The 24,145-nt window shown below is 69.6% G+C and carries 20 protein-coding genes; 5 read left to right on the forward strand and 15 right to left on the reverse strand.

The window, feature by feature from the left end; genetic code table 11:
• Nucleotides 1-27: 27 nt before the first annotated feature.
• The 4 genes from AB6N24_RS06245 to AB6N24_RS06260 form a co-directional block, all read right to left on the reverse strand.
• Entirely contained in the window at nucleotides 28-606 is a 579-nt protein-coding gene (locus AB6N24_RS06245) for a substrate-binding domain-containing protein (protein ID WP_412868559.1), read from the reverse strand.
• A 437-nt stretch (nucleotides 607-1,043) separates the two neighbouring features.
• Nucleotides 1,044-1,259: a hypothetical protein gene (locus tag AB6N24_RS06250; RefSeq protein WP_412868560.1), complete on the reverse strand. Its 216-nt coding sequence runs from the start codon at nucleotides 1,257-1,259 to the stop codon at nucleotides 1,044-1,046.
• 1,590 nt (nucleotides 1,260-2,849) lie between these two features.
• A complete protein-coding gene (locus AB6N24_RS06255) occupies nucleotides 2,850-3,572 on the reverse strand; it encodes an ATP-binding cassette domain-containing protein (protein ID WP_412868561.1) in 723 nt (240 codons plus the stop codon).
• A 152-nt stretch (nucleotides 3,573-3,724) separates the two neighbouring features.
• Nucleotides 3,725-3,868: a hypothetical protein gene (locus tag AB6N24_RS06260; protein WP_412868562.1), complete on the reverse strand. Its 144-nt coding sequence runs from the start codon at nucleotides 3,866-3,868 to the stop codon at nucleotides 3,725-3,727.
• A gap of 486 nt (nucleotides 3,869-4,354) precedes the next feature.
• On the opposite strand from AB6N24_RS06260, the gene AB6N24_RS06265 reads away from it, so the two are divergent.
• Entirely contained in the window at nucleotides 4,355-4,561 is a 207-nt protein-coding gene (locus AB6N24_RS06265) for a DUF8691 family protein (RefSeq protein WP_412868563.1), read from the forward strand.
• Nucleotides 4,562-4,578: 17 nt separating this feature from the next.
• Nucleotides 4,579-5,061, forward strand: a complete 483-nt coding sequence (locus tag AB6N24_RS06270; protein ID WP_412868591.1) for an IS30 family transposase — start codon at nucleotides 4,579-4,581, stop codon at nucleotides 5,059-5,061.
• Nucleotides 5,062-5,928: 867 nt separating this feature from the next.
• Here AB6N24_RS06270 and AB6N24_RS06275 read toward each other — a convergent pair.
• Nucleotides 5,929-6,573, reverse strand: coding sequence for an ANTAR domain-containing protein (locus AB6N24_RS06275; protein WP_412868564.1), 645 nt, complete (start codon nucleotides 6,571-6,573; stop codon nucleotides 5,929-5,931).
• 116 nt (nucleotides 6,574-6,689) lie between these two features.
• Here AB6N24_RS06275 and AB6N24_RS06280 point away from each other — a divergent pair, with 116 nt between their 5' ends.
• The gene (locus tag AB6N24_RS06280) at nucleotides 6,690-6,887 is read left to right on the forward strand and encodes a hypothetical protein (RefSeq protein ID WP_412868565.1); all 198 of its coding nucleotides are present in this window, start codon (nucleotides 6,690-6,692) and stop codon (nucleotides 6,885-6,887) included.
• A gap of 268 nt (nucleotides 6,888-7,155) precedes the next feature.
• Here the strand turns inward: AB6N24_RS06280 and AB6N24_RS06285 are convergent, their stop codons facing one another.
• The 5 genes from AB6N24_RS06285 to AB6N24_RS06305 form a co-directional block, all read right to left on the reverse strand.
• The gene (locus AB6N24_RS06285) at nucleotides 7,156-8,232 is read right to left on the reverse strand and encodes a GtrA family protein (protein ID WP_412868566.1); all 1,077 of its coding nucleotides are present in this window, start codon (nucleotides 8,230-8,232) and stop codon (nucleotides 7,156-7,158) included.
• 5 nt (nucleotides 8,233-8,237) lie between these two features.
• Nucleotides 8,238-9,221, reverse strand: a complete 984-nt coding sequence (locus AB6N24_RS06290; protein ID WP_412868567.1) for a phosphodiester glycosidase family protein — start codon at nucleotides 9,219-9,221, stop codon at nucleotides 8,238-8,240.
• A gap of 164 nt (nucleotides 9,222-9,385) precedes the next feature.
• Nucleotides 9,386-11,263 carry a carbohydrate-binding domain-containing protein gene (locus tag AB6N24_RS06295; protein ID WP_412868568.1) on the reverse strand — a complete coding sequence of 626 codons (1,878 nt, stop codon included), beginning with the start codon at nucleotides 11,261-11,263 and terminating at the stop codon, nucleotides 9,386-9,388.
• Nucleotides 11,264-11,402: 139 nt separating this feature from the next.
• Nucleotides 11,403-12,224 (reverse strand): polyphosphate polymerase domain-containing protein, encoded by an 822-nt coding sequence (locus tag AB6N24_RS06300; RefSeq protein WP_412868569.1) that lies wholly within the window; start codon nucleotides 12,222-12,224, stop codon nucleotides 11,403-11,405.
• A gap of 23 nt (nucleotides 12,225-12,247) precedes the next feature.
• Nucleotides 12,248-12,877 carry a DUF4956 domain-containing protein gene (locus tag AB6N24_RS06305; protein WP_412868570.1) on the reverse strand — a complete coding sequence of 210 codons (630 nt, stop codon included), beginning with the start codon at nucleotides 12,875-12,877 and terminating at the stop codon, nucleotides 12,248-12,250.
• 162 nt (nucleotides 12,878-13,039) lie between these two features.
• Between AB6N24_RS06305 and AB6N24_RS06310 the strand changes: the two genes are divergently transcribed.
• Both AB6N24_RS06310 and AB6N24_RS06315 read left to right on the forward strand, forming a co-directional pair.
• On the forward strand, nucleotides 13,040-13,777 hold the full coding sequence (locus tag AB6N24_RS06310) for a response regulator transcription factor (protein ID WP_412868571.1): 738 nt from the start codon (nucleotides 13,040-13,042) through the stop codon (nucleotides 13,775-13,777).
• Between the two features lie 26 nt (nucleotides 13,778-13,803).
• Nucleotides 13,804-15,318, forward strand: coding sequence for a sensor histidine kinase (locus AB6N24_RS06315; RefSeq protein WP_412868572.1), 1,515 nt, complete (start codon nucleotides 13,804-13,806; stop codon nucleotides 15,316-15,318).
• Between the two features lie 271 nt (nucleotides 15,319-15,589).
• On the opposite strand, the gene AB6N24_RS06320 is transcribed toward AB6N24_RS06315, so the two are convergent.
• From AB6N24_RS06320 to AB6N24_RS06340, 5 genes are all read right to left on the reverse strand, one after another.
• Nucleotides 15,590-16,687, reverse strand: a complete 1,098-nt coding sequence (locus AB6N24_RS06320) for a diguanylate cyclase domain-containing protein (protein WP_412868573.1) — start codon at nucleotides 16,685-16,687, stop codon at nucleotides 15,590-15,592.
• Between the two features lie 432 nt (nucleotides 16,688-17,119).
• Nucleotides 17,120-17,878: a respiratory nitrate reductase subunit gamma gene (gene narI, locus AB6N24_RS06325; protein WP_412868574.1), complete on the reverse strand. Its 759-nt coding sequence runs from the start codon at nucleotides 17,876-17,878 to the stop codon at nucleotides 17,120-17,122.
• The gene (narJ, locus tag AB6N24_RS06330; RefSeq protein WP_412868575.1) at nucleotides 17,875-18,552 is read right to left on the reverse strand and encodes a nitrate reductase molybdenum cofactor assembly chaperone; all 678 of its coding nucleotides are present in this window, start codon (nucleotides 18,550-18,552) and stop codon (nucleotides 17,875-17,877) included. The genes narI and narJ overlap by 4 nt, the downstream gene beginning before the upstream one ends.
• Nucleotides 18,549-20,354, reverse strand: a complete 1,806-nt coding sequence (narH, locus tag AB6N24_RS06335) for a nitrate reductase subunit beta (RefSeq protein WP_412868576.1) — start codon at nucleotides 20,352-20,354, stop codon at nucleotides 18,549-18,551. Before narH ends, narJ begins: the two co-directional genes overlap by 4 nt.
• 3 nt (nucleotides 20,355-20,357) lie before the next feature.
• Nucleotides 20,358-24,116 carry a nitrate reductase subunit alpha gene (locus AB6N24_RS06340; protein ID WP_412868577.1) on the reverse strand — a complete coding sequence of 1,253 codons (3,759 nt, stop codon included), beginning with the start codon at nucleotides 24,114-24,116 and terminating at the stop codon, nucleotides 20,358-20,360.
• Nucleotides 24,117-24,145: the final 29 nt, after the last annotated feature.

The following is a 24,145-nucleotide window of genomic DNA, read 5'->3' on the forward strand; positions in this document are numbered from 1 at the left end:
TAGTACGATCAGGTGTCTGCCTGTCCCTCAAGAACCTTCAAGTTCATGGCTCAGGCGCCTCGTGGTTCGCATCGGGTTTGCGGCACGTGGCGACACCCTCGACGGGCGGGCGCGGTCGAGCTCAGGCCGGCGTGGCCGAGGAGGGGCTTCGGTCGGGTTCGACCGGAGCCACGTCATCGCGGACTTCCAGCGCCGGTCGGCGCTCAGGCGATCGCGCTGAACGCGAGGTGCATCAGGCGGACTCGCGCACCACGAGCGTCGGCTCGAAGATCGACGACTGCACGAGCGGCTCGCCCGCGTCGATCTGGGCGGCAGCAGCTGGGCCATCTCCGCGGCCATTTGCTCGACGGGCTGCCGCACGGTGGTGAGCCGCGGGCGCGCCTGCTCCGCTGCGGCGCTGTCATCGAACCCGACCACGGCGACGTCGTCGGGCATGCGCCGACCCGCCGCGGCCAGCGCCCGGAGCGCACCCTGCGCCATGAGGTCGTTGGTCGCGAAGATCCCGTCGAGAGCGGGTTCTGCTCGAGGAGCAGCGTGGCCGCGGCTTCGCCGCTGTCGAACGAGAACACGCCCTCGACGCTCGGGACGAACGCGTGCCCTGTACAAGCCGCACCGCGGCGCCGTGCTCGACGAGCGCTACCGGCTCGTCCAGTGATCATCCGAGAACTTGCATCAGGTCGGTCGTGGGCGCCGACGTCGTCAGCATCCAGGTTCGATGATGAGCGGCACGTCATCGCTGACCGGTGCTTCTTCCGCCTCGATCGCCGTGGGCCAGCCCTGATGCAGCCGCCGCGGGCCTGGCTCGATTGTAAGGTAACCGAGCATGCTCCCGAGTGATACTTTGTCTGGGTGAAGGCTTCCCGTGAGCGACACGCTCTTGCCTTGGCGGCTCTCAACTTCGGCAGCACGACCGTAGACGCGAACTGGTACAGCCTCAATGCTGGCACCGTTCGCGTCCACGCGTTCAGCGCGAGCTGACCGACGTGCTTCCTGCGTCCACCCGGCGTCCCGTGGCAGTTACCAAGCAGGACGCTGCGTGGATGCTAGGACCGCGGCCGCATGGCATATCCCGCGATGGTCAATGCGGCCGAGGCCGCAACGACGCCGATGTCAACGATCGGTTGCCAGGGCGCAAGTACCCACGCCCACCACTCGACCTGACCTAGCCCGTTCACGCCAGCGAAGAACACGCATCCGAGATACGCAAAGAAGACCATAGCGGCGCTGGCGAAAGTGGACCAGACGGCGATGAGGCTCATCGCTCCTGCTGTCAAAAGCATGGTGCGCACGCCTGCAAGGCAGGATTCCATAGGGAGTCCGCCCTGCAAAGGGCTCCAGACCAAGAGTGCAGCATTCGAAAGCAGTAATACTGCTGCAAGGAAGCTCTTGTAGCGTCGGATAGGACGCGCAGCCATGAGCTCGTGTGTCGGATCCTTGGCTCTGGCGCAAAATGCGATTACGCAAGCGGCCGTGATCGCATGCGCAGTCACCATCCCGAGCGCTACCGACGGACCTCGCAGCTGAGGCGTCCACACCGACTCGCTCGATATAAGCGAGAAGATCACCGACGCCAGGATGCTTACGTAGAGCCCATTCACCGCATGTCGGCGCGTCACCCAGGTCATCCAGGGTCTACTCACAGTGTGACGCCATGGCTGCTTCAAGGGCTTCCCGCCCCCCAGCCTCGTCGATCGATCCAGCAAGCCGGTCGTTTAGGGTTGTCCTAACGGACATGAGCGCATCTGGGTACTCGGGGGATGATTCGCAGCTCTTGAGCAGTTCCGAAGTGTAGCTGTCTAGCATTGCGGACGTCAGAGGTTCTGCGGCGGGTCGGGGGTCGAATATTTGAATCTCCCTCGACGCTGCGTCGTTCAGCTGGATTCCTTGTTGAACAAATGTGACCTCTGATGTGGGAAGTCCGCGTGCCGCAGCGGTGGCCGCTGCCGCTGCCGCTTCCCAGACGGGCAAAACGCGCGCCTGGTCGCCCCACGCGCACACGGGTTCGGACTGCGAACACAATGTGCCGCTGTCATTCGTCCGCGCGAAGGAGTTCGGGGACCACGCCGACGCCACGTTTGACGCGAGAATGAGGGTGGCGATGAGTGCCGCAGCTGGGATCCACGGGCTGAAACTGCCGTCGCTGTGTCGAGAATCGATCACCTTCGTCGCTGCGCAGGCCGCCAGCGCTGTCACCGACAGAACGTACGCGCACAGGCGGAGGATGGCCGCATGGTTTGGGATCAGGTGCGGGTACCAGGACTGATCGACAAAGGGCGCCACAACGTGCTGCCACTGCGGCGCCGAGGAGGCGGCTATGATTCCGCTCGCGTAGAGAGTTGCGACGTAAGGCAGGGGGGCAACAAGTATGACGAGCGCCGGAGCGCGAAGGAGAGCCCCGAACAACAATCCTATTGAGTAGGTGGCGGCGACTGACGACATGGCTAGCAACATAAGCGACCATGAGTCCGCTCGAGGGGGACCCTGGATTGTTGCGGTTCGTGCAAACGCGGCGAAAGCGGCGACACCCAGGCCGCCCCACAGCCACATGATGTCAGCGAACCCACGCCAGGCCACGATGGTTGCGGCCGGCCGGACGCCCCTACGAATACGGGACAGAGGGTCCCGCGCCAGTTGGCTTCCACTGACATACCCTCCCATCAGCGAGAGGCATCCGGCAACAGCAAACCCAAAAACACTGACATAGAGGGCGGTGTTCTGCGGCCTTCCTACCCAGGTGTTGTCCGTGGGTTGAGAAACGAATGCGATGATGGACCCGGCCGCGGCGATTAGGGTGGCGGGTAGAACGGTAGTCGCGCTGGCAATATGGATGGCGACGGTTCTTCGAGTCGTCATGCTAACGGAGAGATGTCGGCGATGTTCGCGAGCGATAGTTTCCCGCCTGGGCTGTTGTGGACCGTCTTGATCACGCGTCCTTGCGACATCACATGCACGGCGCTCGAGTAGCGATCGATTTCAGATTCGTCGTGTGAAGATATTACGACGACGGCACCTGCCTCGGCGAGGCTCGAAACTATGTTGTGGACCGCTTCGCGCGCCTCGTGGTCGAGGCCAGATGTCGGCTCGTCGAGGAGCACGAGCCGAGGGTCGTGCGCCACTTCGGCGGCGAGGCCGAGGCGTCGTTGCATTCCTCCAGACAGGCGGCCGATGGGTGTCTCGCGCATCTCGTCAAGGCCGACCGCGCGGAGCGAGGCGATGCTGCGAGCCTCAATCTGGCTCGGCGAAATGCCGTGCATCCATAGGGAGTATTGTAAGAACGCCAGGGATGAGGTCCGGCCGCGCAGCGTGTGGTCTTGTTTCAAGTATGCAGTCGGCGCTATCCCCTGCCGCTCGGCCCCGCTGCGCGGTAGAGGGGTGTGATCGAACGTTGTGGACCCGAACTGCGGTACTAGAATGCCGGCCAGTATTCGCAGGAGCGTCGACTTTCCCGAACCGTTCGATCCTACTACGAAGTGGATTCCACTCGCGAGATGCAGGGACGGTAGGTCCACCGCTGGCGCACGTCGAAGGTTGTACGAGAACTGCAGGTCGTTGATCTCGACTCGATGGTTCACGTGTCTGCCGCTTCTTCGGAGTGCTCGACCACGGTGTGCGGCTGTACATGTACCACGTCGTCGGCTCGAGCGGGAAGCGCGAAGCGCGTCAGAGGTCGAACGCGACGGAGGTGAGCGCATGCGGCAACGGCGGTTGCAGCTTGCTCCGAGCGTCACTGCCTCACCTCGGAGGGCAACTCGTCGACGGCAACCAGCTCGACGAGATCGCGAAGGGCGTCCGGCAAGGCCGCCAAGCCCGTCGGGTAACCCCGCGCCATGGCCGCATCGTCGACCTGTTCCTGTAGCCGCTCGTACACATATGCACAGACCAACGCGCCCCGGCTCATCGCCTAGCGCTCTTGCCAACGGCGCGATCGAGAGCCGCGACGAGATGCCTGGCGATGCCGAGCCGCAGACTCAATCGCGCACACGAACGTCGGCTGTCAGGTCCGTTACGACGAAGCGGTCACGAGTTCGACGAGCCACGAATCGTTCTAGGTCGCGTACATGCGCGCGGTAGATCACCTCGAGAGCGTCACTGTCGTGCCCGATTAGTGCGCTGACGCCCAAGAGGTGAGAACCGATGCAATGCTCATGTCCTCTCTCGCTGCTACGCAACCGCAGCGTCACATGGTCGGTGACCGCAACTACTTCGAAGACCCCGGGCCTTCACCCAACCCGGGTGACACGCGCCCGACCGCCCGGATCTACGGTCGATGCCGATGCCGCGTGAGGACGACGCGGCGCCAGCGTGGCCCGATCGGGCGACAGACCGCGGGCCGGACGCCGGCGAGGGGAGCGCGATGCCACGCATGCTGATCCGGGTTAGCGCCGAGATCTCCGAGGAGATGCTCGCACCGTTCCCGCACCTGACGCCGACCGTGCAGGTGATGCAGACGACCCTCACCGGGGCCGTCCGCGACCAGGGCGAGCTGCAGGGGATCCTCAACTACCTTGCGCAGCTCGGGGTCGGGATCGTCGAGGTCATGACGATCCCCGACGACCACTGAGCGGCCCGCACGCTCGGCTGGACTACAGCCACGACCCCATTTACCGAACCGTCTCCGTCACGGGGCGCAGCGAAGTCAAAGACCGCCCTGCGCGGCACCTACGAACGGGGCGGGCTCTGCGTCAGCCGCGGCTGACGCGCCGCCCGGACGGGCGAGGCCAACTGCGAAACATGACGTCCGTTCACGCCCGCCCGCTCGAGGTCGCCGCCCGTACCGTCGTCGGGCACTGGGAGGGCGACCTGGTGACGGGGCGACGACCTCGCGCTGTCGTGACGCTCGTCGAGCGCCAGACCCGGTTCGTGCGGCTCGTTCGGCTGCCCGCGGGGTACAAGGCCGATCAGGTCCGGGTGCGGGTAGCCGCCGAGCTCGCTCAGGTCCCGGCATGGATGCGCTTGTCATTGACATGGGACAGGAGCCGGGAGATGGCCGAGCATCAGGAGCTGACCGCGGACTCGGGGACAGCGGTGTACTTCTGCGACCCGGCCAGCCCCTGGCGGTGAGGGTCGAACGAGAACACCAACCGGCTGCTACGCCAGTACCTGGGGAAGAGCGCGGACCTACGCGCCCTGACCCAGCGTGACCTTGACGATATCGTCGTCCGGATCGACAGCCGACCTCGTCGTGTCCTGCGGTGGGACAGCGCCGTCGACCGCTACGAGCATGCAATCCTCGCGCGCCCGGCCTCGCAGAAGGCGTCGCCCAGGTGAGAGGGCATGGCTCGACCCCTTCCAGGCGCCACGACTCACTCCGCCCATCAGGTACAGCTGTTCCGCTTGCGGGAGCTACTTAGGCACGACGCATCGAGCCGCCGACGCTGCGCCGACTAAGGCGCCCGCAGTCGTCGCCGCCGCGCGAGGCCGGCCAGCGCTCCTACGCCGGCGCAGACCGCACCCACGCCAAGAGCGAGGCTCAGCGCGAGCTGCTCGCGATTGACCTCTTCACAACGAGCACTGTCCCCAGCCGCCGCGGTCCACCCAATGGCCGGACCGTCCAGACAGGAATACGTGCGGTCGCCGTCGGTCACCGTCCTGGGGCTCAGCGCCCAGCCTGCCGTGATGAGGACAGCGATCGTGACCAGGACTCCGACTGCCCACCGCGCGCCCGGCGGTGCGTCTCGGGTGCGCCGGGCTAGAACGCATCCGAGCACGATCAGAGCGCAGAAGGCGAGTGCGCCTAGAACTCCCGCGAGCTGCATCGACGCTCGCCCTCCTCGCCATCTCCGTCGGAAAACACGCTCTGTCGTCGACGATCTCATGAAGCCGGACCACGCACTCCTATTTCGACGTCCCCACGCCACAGGTGGTGCGGCCACCAATGGAGCGCGCCAACGTTTGAGCACATGTCGCGTCGCGACGGGGAGCGGAGCGTCAGAGGTCGAAAGGGTTGAGGATGGTTCGGGCGTGGGCGGCGAGGGTGACGCCTCGGCGTAGGGCGCCGAGGCGAAGTATGTGGCGTGCGTCGTCTGGGCTGACTCGTAGCGTGGTTACGAGGAAGCCCACGGCAAGTTCGATGTCGTCGAGCTCGCCGAGGGCTGCGGGGCCGCGGTAGGCGTCGTCAAGGGTGCGCATGGGCAGGTCGTGGTTGGTGACCGCTGTTTCACCGGGTGCGCCAGCGGTGGTGAGGACGGTGACGAGATCTTGGAAGGCGCGAGGGTCGGTGGAGTAGATCGCGAGGTAGCCGGTGGCGCCGACCGTGGTGCGCAGCGGCAGGGCGAGGCTGGCGGCACAGCGGGCGTCAGGGTCGCGGGCGCGTTGCTGGTGCCAAGCCAGCTCGTCGAGCGCTCCTCCTGTCGATGACGTGGTCCACTCAGGGCCGGGTGCAGAAGGGTCGGCGTGATCGTCGGCCAGCAGCGCCAGGGTCAGGCCCGTGGGGGTTAGAACGGCGCTGACGGCCATGCACGACGGCACGAGCTTCGCGATGAGTCGTGCACGCGTCTGAAGGACGGCGCCGAGTGCAGGGGTCGTCGCCTCGAGGTAGTCCAAGAGCAGGACGCTGGGGGAGATGAAGCGCATGGGAGTCCGCAGGTGAGTTGACGAGCCCGCTCGGCCTGCGGGCCCTCCAGTGTGGAGGCTGTCCTGGCGTCGCGCTGGCCGACCGGTAGTCGGCTCAGGCACCGCTCTCGGCCCTGATGATCGGCATCGTGCCTGAAGGCGTGATCATGCTGGCCATCGGCGCCGTAGGGGTTGTACCTTTCGCGCTCGGTGTGCTCGCCGGCATGGTTGGTGTGCACACCGCGTTCCTGCTCGTCCCAGCGCTTGCGAGTGCCGGTCTCATCGCGACCAAGCTCGGGGACTCGATGCGCCGCTCAACCGCGCTGGCCGCCTGATCGACGCCCCATGCGTCTCGCACCACCCCGGCCGTTGTCGACGCCCACGAGCGACAGCCAGTCGCATCCCTGAGCGGCAGCGTGTGCATGGTCTCGGCGCCCGCATCAGCCGTTCGGAACCCGCGTACCCATCTCCGGGTCGCTGAGCGCCGTCCGGAGAAGTCACGTGACACCCGACGCACGGGTGCGGGGAGGACACCGGCCACTCGGGGTCTGTGCCGACATCGGTGAGCGCCGCGCTCACCGCAGGCGTGCCGGCACGTCTCGCTCAGGGCACGGCACCGGCGGGGGTCGCGGGTGCAGGTCTGCTGGCCGGCGTCACCGTTCTCGGTTGCGGGCGGAACACGACCCGACGCTGGACGGCGTAGCTGGTGAGGAAGAGTGCAGCTTCGGTCGCGACCTTCGCCGGCACGAGCGGCACTCCGGCGTGCGTCAGGGCGGTCAGGAGCACGAGGTTGACGCCGAGCATCGTGACGACGAGTGCTCCGTAGCGGGCGGCGGATCGGCGCGGGGAGGTTCGCTGCGACGTCGGGAACACGATTGTGCGGTTGACGAGGTAGTTGACCGAGGAGCTGGCCGCGCGTGCTGCGATCGCGGAGACGGCCAGGGAGCCGGTGAGGGCGTGCAGGGTCAGGAGCAGGCAGGCGTCGAGCAGGAACGCCCCGAGGGACGAGACGGAGAAGCGCAGGAGGGGCACGTACACGCGGGCGGAGTCGGCCAGGGGTCGGAAGTGCGAGGACGTGTTGCCCTCGAGGTAGACCGTGGAGATCGGGATCTCCTCGATGACGTGCCCGGCGGCCGGCGCGCGCAGGAGGACGGCGAGCTCGTACTCGAAGCGGTCGCCCGGGACCGACAGCAGCCACTCGAGCAGGTGTGCGGGGTATCCGCGCAGGCCGGTCTGGGTGTCCTGCAGCGGGTGGCGCGTCGCCAGGCCGAACAGCACCCGGGTGGTGGCGTTGCCGATGCGGCTGCGCGCCGGAACCGGTCCGGTGAACTGTCGGGCGCCGAGCACGATGGCCTGTCCTCGGTCCACCCGTGCGGCGACCCGCAGGATGTCGGCGACCGTGTGCTGGCCGTCGCAGTCGGCGGCGACCACGTCCTGACCGGGGTGCTCGCTGAGCACGTGGGCGATGCCCGTGCGCAGCGCCGCGCCCTTTCCGCGGTTGGTCGGGTGTGTCAGCACGGTGGCGCCGAGCGTGCGGGCGGCGTCGAACACGCCGGCGTACCTCGGGCCGCTGCCGTCGTCGACGACGACGAGCGCGTCCTGGGGGGCGGCAGTGCGCAGTGCGCGTAGCAGTTCGAGGAGGCGGTCGTCGGGCTCGAGTGCGGGAACAAGGATGACCATGGTGCTCAGCCCGCCACGTACAGGATGTCGGAGGTGCCGCGCTCTCGACCCTGCGAGGGCTGGTTGACCACCGCACCGTCGAAGACCATGGTCGACGAGCCGCCCCCGTCGAGGTTGTAGGCGGTCGTCGCGCCGAGGTCCTGCATGATCTCGGCGAGCTCGGTCATGGTCGCCCCGGCGCTGTAGCCGGGGCTGCGGCCGTCGACGACGACGAACACGAGGTGGTTCGTGTCGAGGACCCCGACGGCGGTGCGGGGCTGGTCGCCCTGGATCGAGTGGTTGCCGACGTTGGTGTCGACCTCGACCTCGTCGACGCCGGCGACAACCTGTCCGTCCTCGAGGAGCGCCGGGCCGAACGAGAGGGTGTTCCACACCCCGTCGGCGAGGAGCTCCTCGGCGGTCGTGGTGGTCTCGTTGTACACCTCGACCCGTCCGTCGGTGTAGAAGGCCAGGCCCTGGCGTGCACCCTCGTCGCGGTAGGCGACGCCGTTGCGGATGACGATGCCGGTGTCGCGGAAGCCGTAGTAGTCGCCGTTGATGGCGAAGACGGCGTCGTTGTCGGCGGCGATGTCGGATGTGGTCTCGGTGATGTTGGTGCCGAAGGCGTTCTGCGCGAATGCGGAACGCAGCACGGTCGCATCGGACAGGACCACGTCGGCGACGTAGTACGTCACGGTGCTCTCGCCGGTGCCGGTAATCACGGTGGAGAGGGCGATGCTGGCGTCGTCCGACTCGTACGTGGTGTCGGTGAGGGTCGCCTCGGTGGCGGCGGTGTCTTCCGGGGTGGCGGTGCTCGCCGTTGTGGTGGCGTCGGTCGTCTGTGCGGTCTCGTAGGCGTCGACGTCACGGATCTCGACGTGCTCGATCACGAAGCGGTCCAGAGCCCAGGCGGAGCCGCCTGCCACGGTGAGGGACACGGCGAGGACTGCGGCGACGAGTGCGGTGCGGGGCCGCCGCCAGCGCGGGGTGGGGATGGTCGTTCGTCTCATGCGCCATGTCTACGGACGCCGCGTAGGTCGCTCGTGAGGCGCTGCTGTGCGCCCGCTAAGAGGCGCGCGACGGTCGCGTCGGCGGGAACGACCGGTGCCCCCGAGGTCGCGGAGGACCCCGGGGGCACCGGTCGTCAGAGCCCGTCACCGGGCGGGCCGTGGTCCTACTCGGCCGCCGCGGTTCCCAGCGACGTGGCCCCGGCAGTGTCCCCGTCGGTGCTGTAGCCGGCGACGGACTGGCCCGCCGGCTGTCCGCCGAGCAGGACCTCGTAGCTCGTCCCGGGAACCACGCTTGCGGAGGACAGGATCACCGCGGCCGTCGCCTTGCTGGTGGTGAACGCCGCCACGACGTCGCCGTCCGGGGACACGACCTGGACGGTGGTACCTGCGGGCACGCCAGAGCCGAAGCCGAGCGTCAGGACACCCTGGTCGGTGCTCTCGGGTGCGACGAGCATGCCGGCGCTTCCCGCGGCGAGCAGCGTGCCCCCGGTGACGGTGAAGGAGCCAGCGATGTCGACCGGGCCGTTGCCGTTCGACGTCGGCCCGTGCACGACGACGACCCCACCGCTGATCTGCGCGCTGCCGTTGGAGTCCAGCCCGTCGCCGGCGGCGTCCACCGTCACGGTACCCCCGGAGATGGTCAGGGAACCGGCGCCTGCGGCCTCGCCTCCACCCATCTGCCCACCCTCGGTCGTCGGAACGGTGAGGGTAATCTCACCCGAGGTGGTCGTCCCCTGCGTTCCGCCGGGGGCCGTGCCCGGTGCGGCGCCCATGTCGTCCGGCCGCCCGGGCCGCTGCATGCCGCTCGAGCGTGCACCGTCGGGTCGCTCGGCGCCGGGCATCGCGACGTCGTCACCCCCACCGGGACCGGCGGTACCCGACCCGTCCGCCCCGCCGGCGACGTTGATGCCGTCGTCGGTCGCGGTGAGGTCGACCGTGCCGTCGCTGATGTCGATGACGGCGCTCTCCAGGCCCTCGTAGGACGTCGTGACGTTCACCGTGCCGGCGCTGATGGTTAGCGCGGTGTCGGCGTGCATGCCGTCGTCCGTCGTGGCGAGCGTGAGCTCGCCGCCGGAGATCGTCACGGTTCCGTTGGAGTGGACGGCGTCGTCGCTGGAGTCGACCGTCAGGGTTCCGTCCTCGACGAGGACCGAGACAGAACCCTTGACTCCCTTGGTCGAGGTGTCCGTCGACACCGTGCCGGCGGCCCCCCCGCCGGCGGTGACGTCGACGGTGCCGCCGGTGAGGATGGCGTCGGTCGCCGCGTCGATGCCGTCGCCTCCCGCGGTCAGCGTGAGGGTCCCGGCGGCGACCGAGACGTAGCCCATGGTCGCGTCCTCGGCGTTGTCGGACTTCAGGGCGTCACCGCCGGCTTCGACGGTCAGGTCGCCGTCGTCGACGACCAGGTAGTCCTTGCCGCGCACACCGTCGTCCACCGCCTCGACGGTGATCTGGCCACCGGTGATCACAAGGCCGTCCTGGGAGGCGATCGCGTCGTTCGCGTTGCCGACGACGTCCAGGTCACCGGTTCCTGCGATCGTGAGGTCGGCGGTGGAGTAGATCGTCGCGTTGGGGGCATCCTCGGCCGTGTCGGCGTAGGTCTGAGCGTCGGTGAGGGTGTTCGTGGTGCCCTCGGCGAGCTCGAGAACCACCTCCGCGGCGTCGGTGACGACGAGCGCGCTGCCGGTCGAGCTCGTGACGTCGACGTCGTCGAGAACCAGCCGGACGATCTCCTCGTCGGCGGTGTCGACGACGATGCTGCCGTCGGTCAGGGTGCCGCTGACCCGGTAGGTGCCCGCGGCGGTGATCGTCACTACGCCGTCGGCGACGCTCACGGCGTCCGACGTGCTCGTGGCATCGGTGCCGTTGAGCGCCACGGCCTCCTCGACCGAGGCGTCCCAAACGTGGTCGGCAGGCTCGTCGTGGTCCACGGCGTTCTCCGAGGTGGCGGCGGCGACCGCCACCTCGGCCGTGGATGAGCTGGCGGTGGTGCCGGTCGTGGTGGTGCTGCACGCGGTGAGCAGGGCCAGGGCGGCCGCCACGGAAAGGGCACGGGCAGAGCGGGGGACGCGCATGGTGGATCTCCGATGGGTGAGTGGGTGGGGATGGCCAGCGTTCAACGCGAGCCGCGATCGTGCGTCGTAGGCCGGCGGTCCGGGTGCTGGTCTGCCGGGCGGAGTTTCATCCGGCAGGCCGGGCCGCCGCGGTGAGGTGCCTGTGCGGGTGCTGGGGGAGAGGGCGGTCCCAGGGCTCGGCGCCGTCGGGCGTGAACGGGTGGTGGCGCAGGATCGGGCGCCACGGGGTCGCCGGCAGCTCGGGGCGCAGGGCGGCGATGCCGGTGCCGTACTTCGAGATGCGGGTCGGGCGGTACCCCGATCGCCACAGGAGCCGGTCCGCGGCGGAGGCGTGGAACGCGGTCTTGGTCTCCACGACGACGCGCCCCGGCAAGAGCACCGCGCCTGCACCGTCCTGCCGGCACACCAGACCGGTGTCGAGCGTCAGGCGGCTCTCGTCACCGGGCAGGTACAGGGTGGCGCGTCGGTACTCGGTCACCAGCGCGGGTCGCAGGTCCAGTGGGCCGACGTCGATGGCCGCAGCGGCCAGCACCTCCAGGACGAACGCCCGAGCCGCGGTCGTCAGGTGGTCGCGGTGGTCGACGTCGTGCGCCTGGCGGTGCTTGACCGTGCGGCCCCGCCGGTCCCGGGTCTTGACCTCGAGCCAGCACTGGGCGGAGTCGACGTAGGTGCGGGTTCGGACCTTGAACCGCATCGGTCGACGGTGCGCCGCCATCCGGTAGCAGTCGAGGTCCGCGGTGTCGAAGTACACCGACGCGTAGCCGAAGTCCCGGCTGCCGTTGATCTCCAGGACGCGAGCCGACCCGGCCAGGTCGGAGACGAAGTGCCTGGCGGCCGACGTCGGGAGGACGTACTTGCGGTCCACCCGCGTCTGCAGTGCGGCATGCTCGGCGAGCTCGGCGAGGGTCACCGGCGCGAGGCCATCCATCGAGGCGTCCACCCGGTCCGCGTTCATCGGGCGGGGCCCGTCGTCGCGATTCGCCCGGTCGCGACTGCGCCGCGCTCTGGGAACGTCGAGCGCTCGACCTGCTGACTCCGGCCAGTCTCGTAGCGGACGTCCACCAGCGTGGTCTGCAGTACGAGGTCGACCTTCTGGACCGCGGCCACATGGACGCGCGCGCCGAGCAGCCCTTCGAGGTGCGCGACGAGAGCCGTGTGGTCGGTGAACGCGGCATCGAGGTGCATGAGCTGGCTGCGGTGGCGGGACAGCAGGCGAGGGTGATCCCCGAGGAACAGAGCCAGCAGGACCAGCACGCTGAGCGCCGCACCGAGGGCCGGCGACGTCGCGCCGAGCCCGCCGATGAGTCCGAGCGCCAGCGCCGAGAAGTAGTAGGCGACCTCGTGCTGGCCGAGCTCGTCCGAGCGCAGCCGGATGATCGACAGCACGCCGAACAGCCCCAGGCCCAGACCAGCCGCGACGGCGCCCGAGGACAGAGCCGCCGAGACCGCAAGGACGCCGACGTTCACGCCGAGGTAGGCGACGACGAGCTCACGGCGTCGGTGACGCGGGAAGTACAGAGCGAACGTCAGCATGATGATGGCGACGAGGTCGATCGCAAAGGCCAGCACGGTGGTGGTCATGGGGTTCTCCAGTGGTGCGTCGGGTGGGACGACCTCAAAGGTGCGGGCCGGCGCTGTGGCACCCCTTCGCCGTCCCTGTGGGGCCCCTGTGAGCCCGACGCGCACAGCCACCGCACAGGCGGCGCTCAGGCAGCGTGTGGTCCGCGGTCGCACGATGGACTCATGAGCACGCGCGCTGAGCCCCTCACCCGCCCCGACGGTTCCCCGATCCGAGCGCTCGTCGTCGACGACGAGCCGTCTCTGGGGGAACTGCTCTCGACGGTGCTGCGGTACGAGGGGTGGCAGGTCGAGACCGCACTCACCGGGCAGTCGGCACTACGTGCAGCTCGCACCGCCCGGCCGGACGTCATCGTGCTCGACGTCATGCTTCCCGACCTGACCGGCATCGAGGTGCTCCGCCGGCTGCGCGAGATCCACCACGACGTCCCCGTGCTGTTCCTCACCGCGAAGGACGCCGTCGCGGACCGCGTCGCGGGCCTGACGGCTGGTGGTGACGACTACGTGACCAAGCCCTTCAGCCTCGAGGAGGTCATCGCGCGGCTGCGCTCCCTGTTGCGCCGCGCCGGCGCAACCGCAGCCACGGACGACAACCTCCTGGTCGTCGGGGACCTCACCCTCGACGAGGACAGCCACGACGTGACGCGAGGCGGCGACCTCATCACACTGACGGCGACCGAGTTCGAGCTTCTGCGGTTCTTCATGCGCAACCCGCGACGGGTGCTGTCCAAGGCACAGATCCTGGACCGCGTCTGGCAGTACGACTTCGGCGGCCAGGCCAACATCGTCGAGCTCTACGTCTCCTACCTGAGGCGCAAGGTCGACGCCGGGCGCTCACCGATGATCCACACCCTCCGCGGCGCCGGCTACCTGCTCAAGGCCGCCGAGAGCGACGCGCTGTGAGGCGCTGGACCCTCCGGCGCCGGCTTGTGCTGGTCCTCGTCGGCCTCCTCGTCGCCGTCGCCGCCACTATCTCCGCCGTCTCTACCCTCGCGCTGCGCGAGTCGCTCCTGGAACAGGTCGACGACCAGGTCGAGGAGTCCAGCGTGCGGGCACTCATGGCGCAGGAACGACCTCCTCGGGGCGCACTCGACGACGATGTCGCCGGCGGTCAGGCGGCCCTCGACGAGCCCGGCGGTGATCGACCAGCACCACCCGGCCTCGGTGCGCCCGGCCAAGCCGCCGGAACGGTGAACTTGACCATCGACGACGGCGTACCGATCGCCGGGTGGATCGACGAGCAGGGCACGCATCGCGAGCTCAGCCCCGCCCAGGTGGCAGCTCTGTCCGCCGTCGAGCCGACCGCGAACCCCGTGACGGTCGACCTGGGCGAGCTCGGCCGGTATCGCGTACTTGCGGTGACCGCCGCGGACGGCGACCGCGTCGTCACAGGGCTGTCGACGGGCGACGCGACATCCACCGTCCAGCGTTTCCTCGTCGTCGAGCTCGTTATCGTCGCGCTCGGGGTGGTGCTGGCGGCACTCGCGGGCGGCGCCCTCGTGCGGCGGCAGCTGCGCCCCCTCGAGCGCGTCGCCGCTACAGCGACGCGCGTGTCGGAAACCCCCCTCCACTCCGGAGAGGTCGCACTTGCCGAGCGGGTCGCCGCAGCCGACACGGACCCCGCGACCGAGGTCGGACAGGTCGGGCTTGCGCTCAACCGCCTGCTCGGCCACGTCGAAGGCGCACTCGCCGCCAGACACGCGAGCGAGACCCAGGTCCGCCAGTTCGTCGCCGACGCAAGTCACGAACTACGCACGCCCCTGGCGTCGATCCGCGGGTACGCAGAGCTTGTCCGCCGGATTCCTGAGGACCTGCCACCCACTGCCGTGCACGCCCTCGACCGGGTCGAGTCCGAATCGCGCCGCATGACAACTCTCGTGGAAGACATGCTGCTCCTCGCCCGACTCGACGCAGGACGCGACCTTGACGCGGCCCCCGTCGACCTTGCGGCACTCGCCGTCGACGCCGTCGCCGACGCGCATGTCGCAGGGCCGGGCCACGTCTGGAGGCTTAGCCTTCCCGACGTCCCCGATCCCGACGACGCCGCGAGTACCGACAGCGACAGCACGAGCACAGTCGTTCTCGGTGACGAGGACAGGCTCCGCCAGATTCTGTCCAACCTCCTGGTGAACGCGCGCGTGCACACCCCAGCCGGCACAACTGTGACGACGACCGTGCGACGTCACGCCGGTACGGTCCAGCTTGAAGTCACCGACGACGGGCCCGGCATCCCAAACGAACTCCAACCTCACCTGTTCCACCGGTTCAGCCGCGGCGACGCCGCCCGGTCCCCGGGCAGCGGCTCCACGGGGCTGGGGCTGGCGATCGTCGACGCCATCGTCCGCAGCCATGGCGGGTCCGTCGCCGTCGAGAGCCGACCGGGGGCCACGACGTTCACCGTGCACCTACCGGCGGTCGCAGAGTCAGCACGAACACCCGCTTAGACGGCCGGTCGCGTTGACACGGGCAACCGGGTGACCCAGGGGGTCGGGTTCTGATGCGACGGAAGCGGGGGAGCGGGTCGACGCTGGACCGATGGCAGTGCTCGGTGTGGAGCGGGGTGCCGCATTCGTGGCGCCGCCGAACGTGATTTCTGCGTGCCGCCCGGGTCCACATAGGCGGCCGCTTCGGTTTTCGTCCGCTGGTGCTCGCTGCGGGCCTCATTCGAACGTCGCGTCCTGCTGGCAACGTCGACTGAGCGCACACGTGCAACCGTCAAATCTGTGCCGAAGGGCCTTCTAGGGCCGGGGGTGGCAAGGCGCTGGTCGCTGGGTCGAACATCTCGAGACGGCCGGGGCCTTGAGCTTTCGCGCGGTACATGGCGATGTCGGCCTCGCGCAGGACCTTGCCGAGCTCGTGGGTGCGGTGCCGTGCGAAGGCCACGCCGATGCTCGCGCTGGACCGAATCTGCAGGTTGCCGATGGCGAAGGGACGGGCCAGGGCGTCGCGCAGGTGGCGGGCGACGTCGAGGGCGTCCGTGGTGGCGGTGATGTCGTCGACGATGACGACAAACTCGTCGCCGCCGAAGCGCGCGACGGTGTCTCCGGCGCGTACCGCTGCGCGCAGTCGCGCGGCGACAGCGGTGAGGAGGGCATCACCGGTGGGGTGGCCGTGGGTGTCGTTGACGTCTTTGAACCGGTCGAGGTCGATGAGGAGGACGGCGACGTCGCGGCTGGTGCGCTTGGTGTGGGCCACGGCGTTCTCGAGGCGGTCGGCGTACAGAGCCCTGTTCGGCAGCCCGGTGAGTGGGTCGTGCAGCGCGGCGTGCTCGAGCTTGGCAGCGAGCTCACGTGCGCCGCGGGCGCTCGCGGCGAGGGAGGAGGTCAGAGCCCGAACGGTGTACCCGGTGACGAGCACGACGGTGGTGAAGAGCAGCGCTAGGCCGATCGGGTACGGGTTGCCCTGGCTGATCTGCCAGAAAAGAATCCCGTCGCAGCCGATCAAGATGAGGGCGGTCAGAAACTGAATCTGGCGGAGCGGGAGGACCGCGAAGATGAAGGGCACCCGACTCACTAGGGCCAGGGGAGCCCCGGCGTTCCCGGCGCGTCCAAGCAGTGCGAAGCTGATCAGGAACATCAGCACGTCGAGCGTGAGAATCGCGCCGAACGTCCGGGGGCCACGGGCGTGCCCGCGGGTGGTGAGTAGCCAGATCGCGGCGCCGACCCGGAAGAGAATGGATGCGGCCTCCGCGACGTCGAACGTTGCCGGCGCGGGCAAGGCCATGACCATCGCCTGGACCAGGGCGGTCACCAGCAACAGGACGATGAGGAGCAGATCGGCCTGCTCACGGCGCACCGCGACGTCCGGACCCATCTCCACCCCCGGCCGTCAGCATCCCCACACCGACCGTCGCCGCGCAACCCGGGGCATCGATGACCCCGAGCGACAGCGGGCCCCGTCCGTGAGTGGCGGTCCGTGCACAGGCTCGCGCGGTTCAGCTTCGCTGGCACCCGGAGTGTCCGGATATCGCGCAATCCGCTGCCGACCGCTGGAGTGCCGTACGGATGGGTTACGAGACACTCCGAACCGGGGTTGCGGAGGAGCTCGCGGCTACTCGGATGGTGACGTCGGTGACGAGGTCGGTGTGCTCGGGACTGGGTGCGTCGAGTAGACCCGGCGAGCAGGATGCGGATCGTTGCGCTGTGTCGCGGCGGTGCGGCGGTGCTGGTCGTCGATGGCGGTGACGTGGCCTCTACCGGTTCTCGGCCCGCTCTCGACAAGATGGCCCTGCACACACGCGGGCGCTTACCGGTGCGATGGCTCCTTCCGTTCGACCCGTTCCCACCCGGGCCGGGCCTGGCGGGCGCCGAGGCGGTCGGAGCGCGAGCGGTACACGACGTAGGGCCGCCAGAGGTAGCCGACGGGGGCGCTGAAGACGTGCACGAGCCGCGTGAACGGCCACAGCGCGAACAGCAGCATCGCGGCCATGCCGTGCAGCTGGAAGCCGAGCGGCGCATCGGCCATGAGCTCGGGGTGCAGGTCGAAGCGGAAGATCCCGCGGAACCACACCGAGACGCCGTCGCGGTAGTCGTAGTGCCCGCCGAGGTTGAGCACCGACCCGGCGACCGTGTTCCACATCCCGAGGAAGATGACGACCGCGAGGACGAGGTACATGGCCTTGTCCATGCGGGTCGTCGCGCGGAACACGGGGCCCACGGTACGGCGGCGGTAGATCAGCAGGACGAGCCCGACGACGGTGCTGAACCCCGCGACGGCGCCGATCGACACCGCGAGGAAGTGGTAGACCTCCTCGCTCATGCCGACCGCCTCGGTCCACGCCTTGGGGATGCCGAGGCCCATGACGTGCCCGAGGAACACGGCGAGGATCCCGAAGTGGAACAGCGGGCTCGCCCAGCGCAGCAGCCGGCGCTCGTAGAGCTGCGACGAGCGGGTCGTCCAGCCGAACTTGTCGTAGCGGTACCGCCAGACGTGGCCGAGCACGAAGAACGCGAGGCACACGTAGGGGATGACGACCCAGAGCAGGGTGTCGGCGGTCGTGGTCATCGACGGGCTCCTGTTCCGGGCATGTACGACGGCGGCGCGAACGGCTCGAGGCCGACCTCCTCGCCGGGCGGGCCCTCGGCGGCGAGCCGGGCGACGGCCTCGCGGTCGTCGCCGGCGAGCGGCGGGAGGGTCGCGCAGACGGCGACGAGCGCGCCGGCGTACGGGGAGCCGAGGTCGAGCAGGGCGAGCCGGAGCAGCTCGAGCCCGGCGCGGTGCGCGAGCAGCAGGCGCAGGCCCGACTCCTGCGCGGTCTCGTCGCCGGTCGACGCGAACTCCAGGACGACGGCCACGTGGTCGGGGAGCTCGTCCGCCGAGACCTCGAAGCCCGCGGAGCGGTACGCCTGCTTGAACTCGACGAGGGCGACCCCGCGCTTCCGGGTGTCGCCGTACGCGTAGTACGTGAGGTAGGGCGAGCGCCGCCGGGCCAGGTCGAACGTCTCGACGTACCGGGCGGCCAGCTCGACGGGCGGGTGCGCGTCGAGGTGGTCGAGGACCTGCTCGAGCGGGGCGCGGAGGTACCCGTCGAGCGTCCCGACGGCGGCCCGGAGGTCGGGCAGCAGCGCGAGCAGCTCCGGGCCCGGGTAGTCGAGCACGAGCGCGGCGACGCGGTGCACGAGCGCGGTCTCGCGGGTCGCCGCCTTCCGTGCGGCGTCCCGGCGCGCGAGCCGCCTCACGGCCGGACCTCGGTCGTCGGGTCCTCGTCGATCCGCGCGACGGGCTCGGTGCCCGTGCCGGCCGGTCCGGGGACGGACCCCCCGGCGGGCAGCGGCTGGACGAGCGCGGCCGAGTCGTCGCCCTCGGGCTCGCGCAGGTTCGCTCCGTCGGGTCCGGGTCGCGGCGGGAACATCCCCGCGGGCGCGCTCTTGCCGTCCCAGTTGAGGAGGTTGACGCGCGCCTTCCTGGACTCGGGCTCGGCGACGGTGTCGGTCGTCTGGCGCTGCTTGAGCATGTGGAAGTTCTCGACCGCGATGGGGTCGTTGCCGCCCGAGCCCTCGCCGAACGGCCCCGAGCCACCCATGCCGGGTCCGCCGTCGTAGTCGAGGCTGCACTCGGTCGCGAGCTCCTCGAGGCCGTGCGCCTGCTCGGCGTGGGCCGCGGGGACGACGTACCGCTCGTCGTACTTCGCGAGCGCGAGCAGGCGGTACATCTCGTACATCGTCGCCTCGTCCATCCCGACCGACTCGGGGATGCGCGGGTTGCCGGGGCGGCCCATGTTCAGGTCGCGCATGTAGGACCGCATCGCGGCGAGCCGCTTGAGCACCGCGGTGACCGGCGCGGTCTCCCCCGCGGTGAACAGCTCGGCGAGGTACTCGACCGGGATGCGCAGGGTGTCGATCGCGGCGAACAGGTTCGAGGTGTCCTCGCTGTCCACGCCGGTCTCCTGCACCACGTCGACGACGGGCGAGAGCGGCGGGATGTACCAGACCATGGGCATCGTCCGGTACTCGGGGTGCAGCGGCAGGGCGACCTCGTAGGTGCTGATCAGCGCCCAGATCGGGGACCGCTGCGCGGCCTGCACCCAGTCGTGCGGGATGCCCGCGGCCTCCGCCTCGCGCTGCACCTGCGGGTCGTCCGGGTCGAGGAACACCCCGCGCTGCGCGTCGAGCAGGTCCTTCTCGTCGGTGACCGACGCCGCCGCGAGCACCTTGTCGGCGTCGTAGAGCACCAGCCCGATGTACCGCAGGCGCCCGACGCACGTCTCCGAGCAGACGGTCGGCAGCCCGACCTCGATGCGCGGGAAGCAGAACGTGCACTTCTCGGCCTTGCCGGTCTTGTGGTTGAAGTAGACCTTCTTGTACGGGCAGCCCGTGACGCACTTGCGCCAGCCGCGGCACGCGTCCTGGTCGACGAGCACGATGCCGTCCTCGGCGCGCTTGTAGATCGCCCCCGACGGGCACGACGCCGCGCACGACGGGTTCAGGCAGTGCTCGCAGATCCGCGGCAGGTAGAACATGAACGTCTGCTCGAACTCGAGCTTGACCTTGTCCGAGACCTTCTTCAGCACCGGGTCGTGGACCGTGAGCTCCGGGGCGCCGCCGAGGTCGTCGTCCCAGTTCGCGCTCCAGCCGACCTGCATGTCCTTGCCGGTGAGCAGCGACTTGGGGCGGGCCACCGGGACGTGGTCCTGCAGCGGGGCGTTCGTCAGGTTCTCGTAGTCGTACGTCCACGGCTCGTAGTACTCGTCGATCGACGGCTGCTTGGGGCTCGCGAAGATCGTCAGCAGGTTCTTCAGCCGGCCGCCGGCCTTGAGCTGGAGGCGGCCCTTCTTGTTCAGGGTCCAGCCGCCCTCCCACTTCTCCTGGTCCTCGTAGGTCCGCGGGTAGCCCTGGCCGGGGCGGGTCTCGACGTTGTTGAACCAGACGTACTCGGTGCCCGTGCGGTTCGTCCACGCCTGCTTGCACGTGACCGAGCACGTGTGGCAGCCGATGCACTTGTCGAGGTTCATGACCATCGCCATCTGCGCCATGACTCGCATCGCTCAGTACTCCACGTCCTGCGAGCGGCGACGGACGACCGTCACCTCGTCGCGCTGGTTGCCGGTCGGGCCGAGGTAGTTGAACGCGTAGGCGAGCTGCGCGTAGCCGCCGATGAGGTGGCTGGGCTTCACGAGCAGGCGGGTCAGCGAGTTGTGGATGCCGCCGCGCTTCCCGGTCGTCTCGGCCTTCGGCACGTCGATGAGCCGGTCCTGCGCGTGGTACATGTACACCGTCCCCTCGGGCATCCGGTGCGAGACGATCGCCCGGGCGACCACCACGCCGTTGCGGTTCACGGCCTCGATCCAGTCGTTGTCGCGGATCCCGACCTTGGCGGCGTCGACGTTGCTCATCCAGATCGCGGGTCCGCCGCGCGAGAGCGACAGCATGAAGAGGTTGTCCTGGTACTCGGAGTGGATCGACCACTTGTTGTGCGGGGTCAGGTAGCGGACGGTCACGCCGAGCTCGCCCTTCGGTCCCGCCGGACCCGTCGCGCCCAGGGCACCCTCGTCGAACAGCGCCTGCATGTTCAGCGGCGGCCGGAACACCGGCAGCCCCTCCCCGAGCTCGGTCATCCAGTCGTGGTCGAGGTAGAAGTGCTGCCGCCCGGTGAGCGTGTGCCAGGGCTTGAGCCGCTCCACGTTGACGGTGAACGGCGAGTACCGCCGCCCGCCGTGCTCGGTCCCGGACCACTCGGGTGACGTGATGACGGTCGTCGGGGCGGCCTGGGTGTCGGCGAACGTAACCTGCTTGCCCTCGTGCTCGGCGGCCAGGTCGGCCATGAGCGTCCCCGTGCGCTTCTCGAGGGTGTGGAAGCCCTGCACCGCGAGCCGGCCGTTCGTCGTGCCGGACAGCGCGAGGATCGCCTCGCACGCGTGCACGTCCCGGGACAGCAGCGGGCGCCCGTCGGCCACCGCGCCCGGCGCCCCGGCGGGGATCCGCGCGACGCCGTTCTTGCGCCGCAGGTACTCGATCTCGGGCCCGACGTCGAACGTCACGCCCTTGGTCGTCAAGCCCGCGGTGTCCGGGACCGGGCCGAGCGTCGCGAGCTTCGCGGCGACCGCCGGGTAGTCCCGCTCGATGACGACCAGCTTCGGCATCGTGCGACCCGGCACCGCCTCGCACTCCCCGGCCTTCCAGTCCTGCACCCGGCCGTGCGGGTTCGCCATCGCGTCCGGCGTGTCGTGCGTGAGCGGGACCGCGACGACGTCCTGGCGCACCCCCAGGTGCGTCACGGACTGCCGGGACAGCTCGCGGGCCAGGGTGTGGAAGATCTCGAAGTCCGTGCGGGTCTGCCACGGCGGCGCGATCGCCGGGCTGAACGAGTTCACGAACGGGTGCATGTCCGTGGTGTTGAGGTCGTGCTTCTCGTACCAGGTCGCCGCGGGCAGCACGACGTCGGAGTAGACGGTCGTGCTCGTCATCCGGAAGTCGAGCGAGAGCAGCAGGTCGAGCTTGCCGCTCGGCGCCTCGTCGTGCCACGTCACGTCCCGGGGCCGCGCCCCGGGCGGCGCCTCCGTGGCCAGCAGGTTCGAGTCCGTCCCGAGCAGGTGGTGCAGGAAGTACTCGTTGCCCTTGCCCGACGAGCCGAGCAGGTTCGCCCGCCACACCGTCAGCACGCGCGGCCAGTTCTCGGGGGCGTCCGGGTCCTCCGCCGCGAACCGCAGCCGGCCCTCCGTGAGCTCGCGCGGCACGTACTCCCCGACGGGCAGCCCCGCCGCCTCGGCGTCGGCCGCGAGGTCGAGCGGGTTCCGGTCGAACGTCGGGTAGGACGGCATCCAGCCCATGCGCGCCGACTTCGCGATGACGTCGGCGGTGGTCATCCCCGCGAACGCCCCGCCCGTGCCCGGCGTCGCCGCGGAGAGCGTGTCGGCGCTGAACGCGTCGTAGCGGAACTGGTCCGTGTGCAGGTACCAGTACGCGGTCTGGATCATCGTCCGCGGAGGCCGGGCCCAGTCGTTCGCGGTCGCGTACATCTGCTGACCGGTGACCGGGCGGACCTTCTCCTGGCCGACGTAGTGCGCCCAGCCACCGCCGTTGACGCCCTGGCAGCCCGTGAGGGTCGTGAGCGTGAGGAACGTGCGGTAGATCGTGTCCGAGTGGAACCAGTGGTTGGTCCCGGCGCCCATCAGGATCATCGAGCGGCCGCGCGACTCCTCGGCGTTGGCCGCGAACTCCCGCCCGATCCGCTCGGCCTTGGCCGCGGGCACGCCCGTGAACTGCTCCTGCCACGCGGGCGTCCCGGGCTGCGACGCGTCGTCGTACCCCGTCGGCCACTCCCCCGGCAGGCCCTCCCGGCCGACGCCGTACTGCGCGAGCAGCAGGTCGAGCACGGTCGTGACCACGTGGTCGCCGACCCGCCGCACCGGCACCCCGCGCCGGGAGACCGCCGCCGTCCCGTCGAGCGTGTCGAACCGCGGGAGGTCGACGACCACCGACTCGGCCGACCCGACCTCGCCGAGCACCGGACCGCCCGCGCTGAGCAGCGGCTCGACGTCACCGAGGTCGAGGTTCCAGCGCCCGACGCCCTGCTCGCCGTACCGGTGCCCGAGCGAGCCGCCGGGGACCACCGGCCGGTCCGTCCGCGCGTCGAGCAGCACCGTCTTGAACGCCGCGTTCTCGCCGCGGGCCTCCTTGCCCGGCAGGTCCTCCGCGGTGAGGAACTTCCCGGGGACCCACCGCCCGTCGCGCTCCTCGAGCCGCACGAGGAACGGCAGGTCGGTGAAGCGCTGCACGTAGTCGCGGAAGTACGGGACCTCCCGGTCGACGAAGAACTCCTTCAGCGTCACGTGCCCCATCGCGAGCGCGAGCGCGCCGTCCGTGCCCGGCTGCACCGCGAGCCACTCGTCGGCGAACTTCACGTTGTCCGCGTAGTCGGGCGAGACCGCGATCACCTTCTGCCCGCGGTAGCGCGCCTCCGCCATCCAGTGCGCGTCCGGGGTGCGGGTCACCGGGAGGTTGGAGCCCCACATGATCAGGTAGCCGGCGTCCCACCAGTCCCCCGACTCGGGGACGTCCGTCTGGTCGCCGAACACCTGCGGCGACGCGACCGGGAGGTCCGCGTACCAGTCGTAGAACGACAGCATCGGGGCGCCGATCAGTGCGTGGTACCGGGCGCCGGCGCCGTGCGACACCATCGACATCGCCGGGATCGGGGAGAACCCCGCGACCCGGTCGGGCCCGTGCTCCTTGATCGTGTGCACCTGCGCCGCGGCGACGAGCTCGACCGCCTCGTCCCACGTCGCCCGCACCAGACCGCCCTTGCCGCGGGCCCGCTTGTAGCGCTTGGCCCTCACCGGGTCGTTCACGACGTCCGCCCACGCGAGCACCGGGTCCCCGAGCCGCGCCTTCGCCTCGCGGTACATCTCGAGCAGCACGCCCCGCACGTACGGGTACCGGACCCGCGTCGGGGAGTACGTGTACCAGCTGAACGCCGCACCGCGCGGACAGCCCCGCGGCTCGTACTCCGGGGAGTCCGGGCCCACCGACGGGTAGTCCGTCTGCTGCGACTCCCACGTGATGATGCCGTCCTTGACGTACACCTTCCACGAGCACGAGCCCGTGCAGTTGACCCCGTGCGTCGAGCGGACCACCTTGTCGTGGCTCCACCGGTCCCGGTAGAAGGTGTCGGCGTCGCGCCCGCCGATCTGGTGCAGCGTCCGCAGGTCCGGCGACACCGAGCTCTTCGTGAGGAACCGCCGCGTCCGCAGCAGGGCCTCCGTCACGTCGCCGTCGAGTCGGGGCGGGTCGTTCTGCAGGGTCACGGTGCGCGGTCCTTCCGGGTGGTCGGGTC

It is taken from the genome of Cellulomonas jepli (assembly GCF_047229345.1).
GTDB lineage: Bacteria > Actinomycetota > Actinomycetes > Actinomycetales > Cellulomonadaceae > Cellulomonas_A.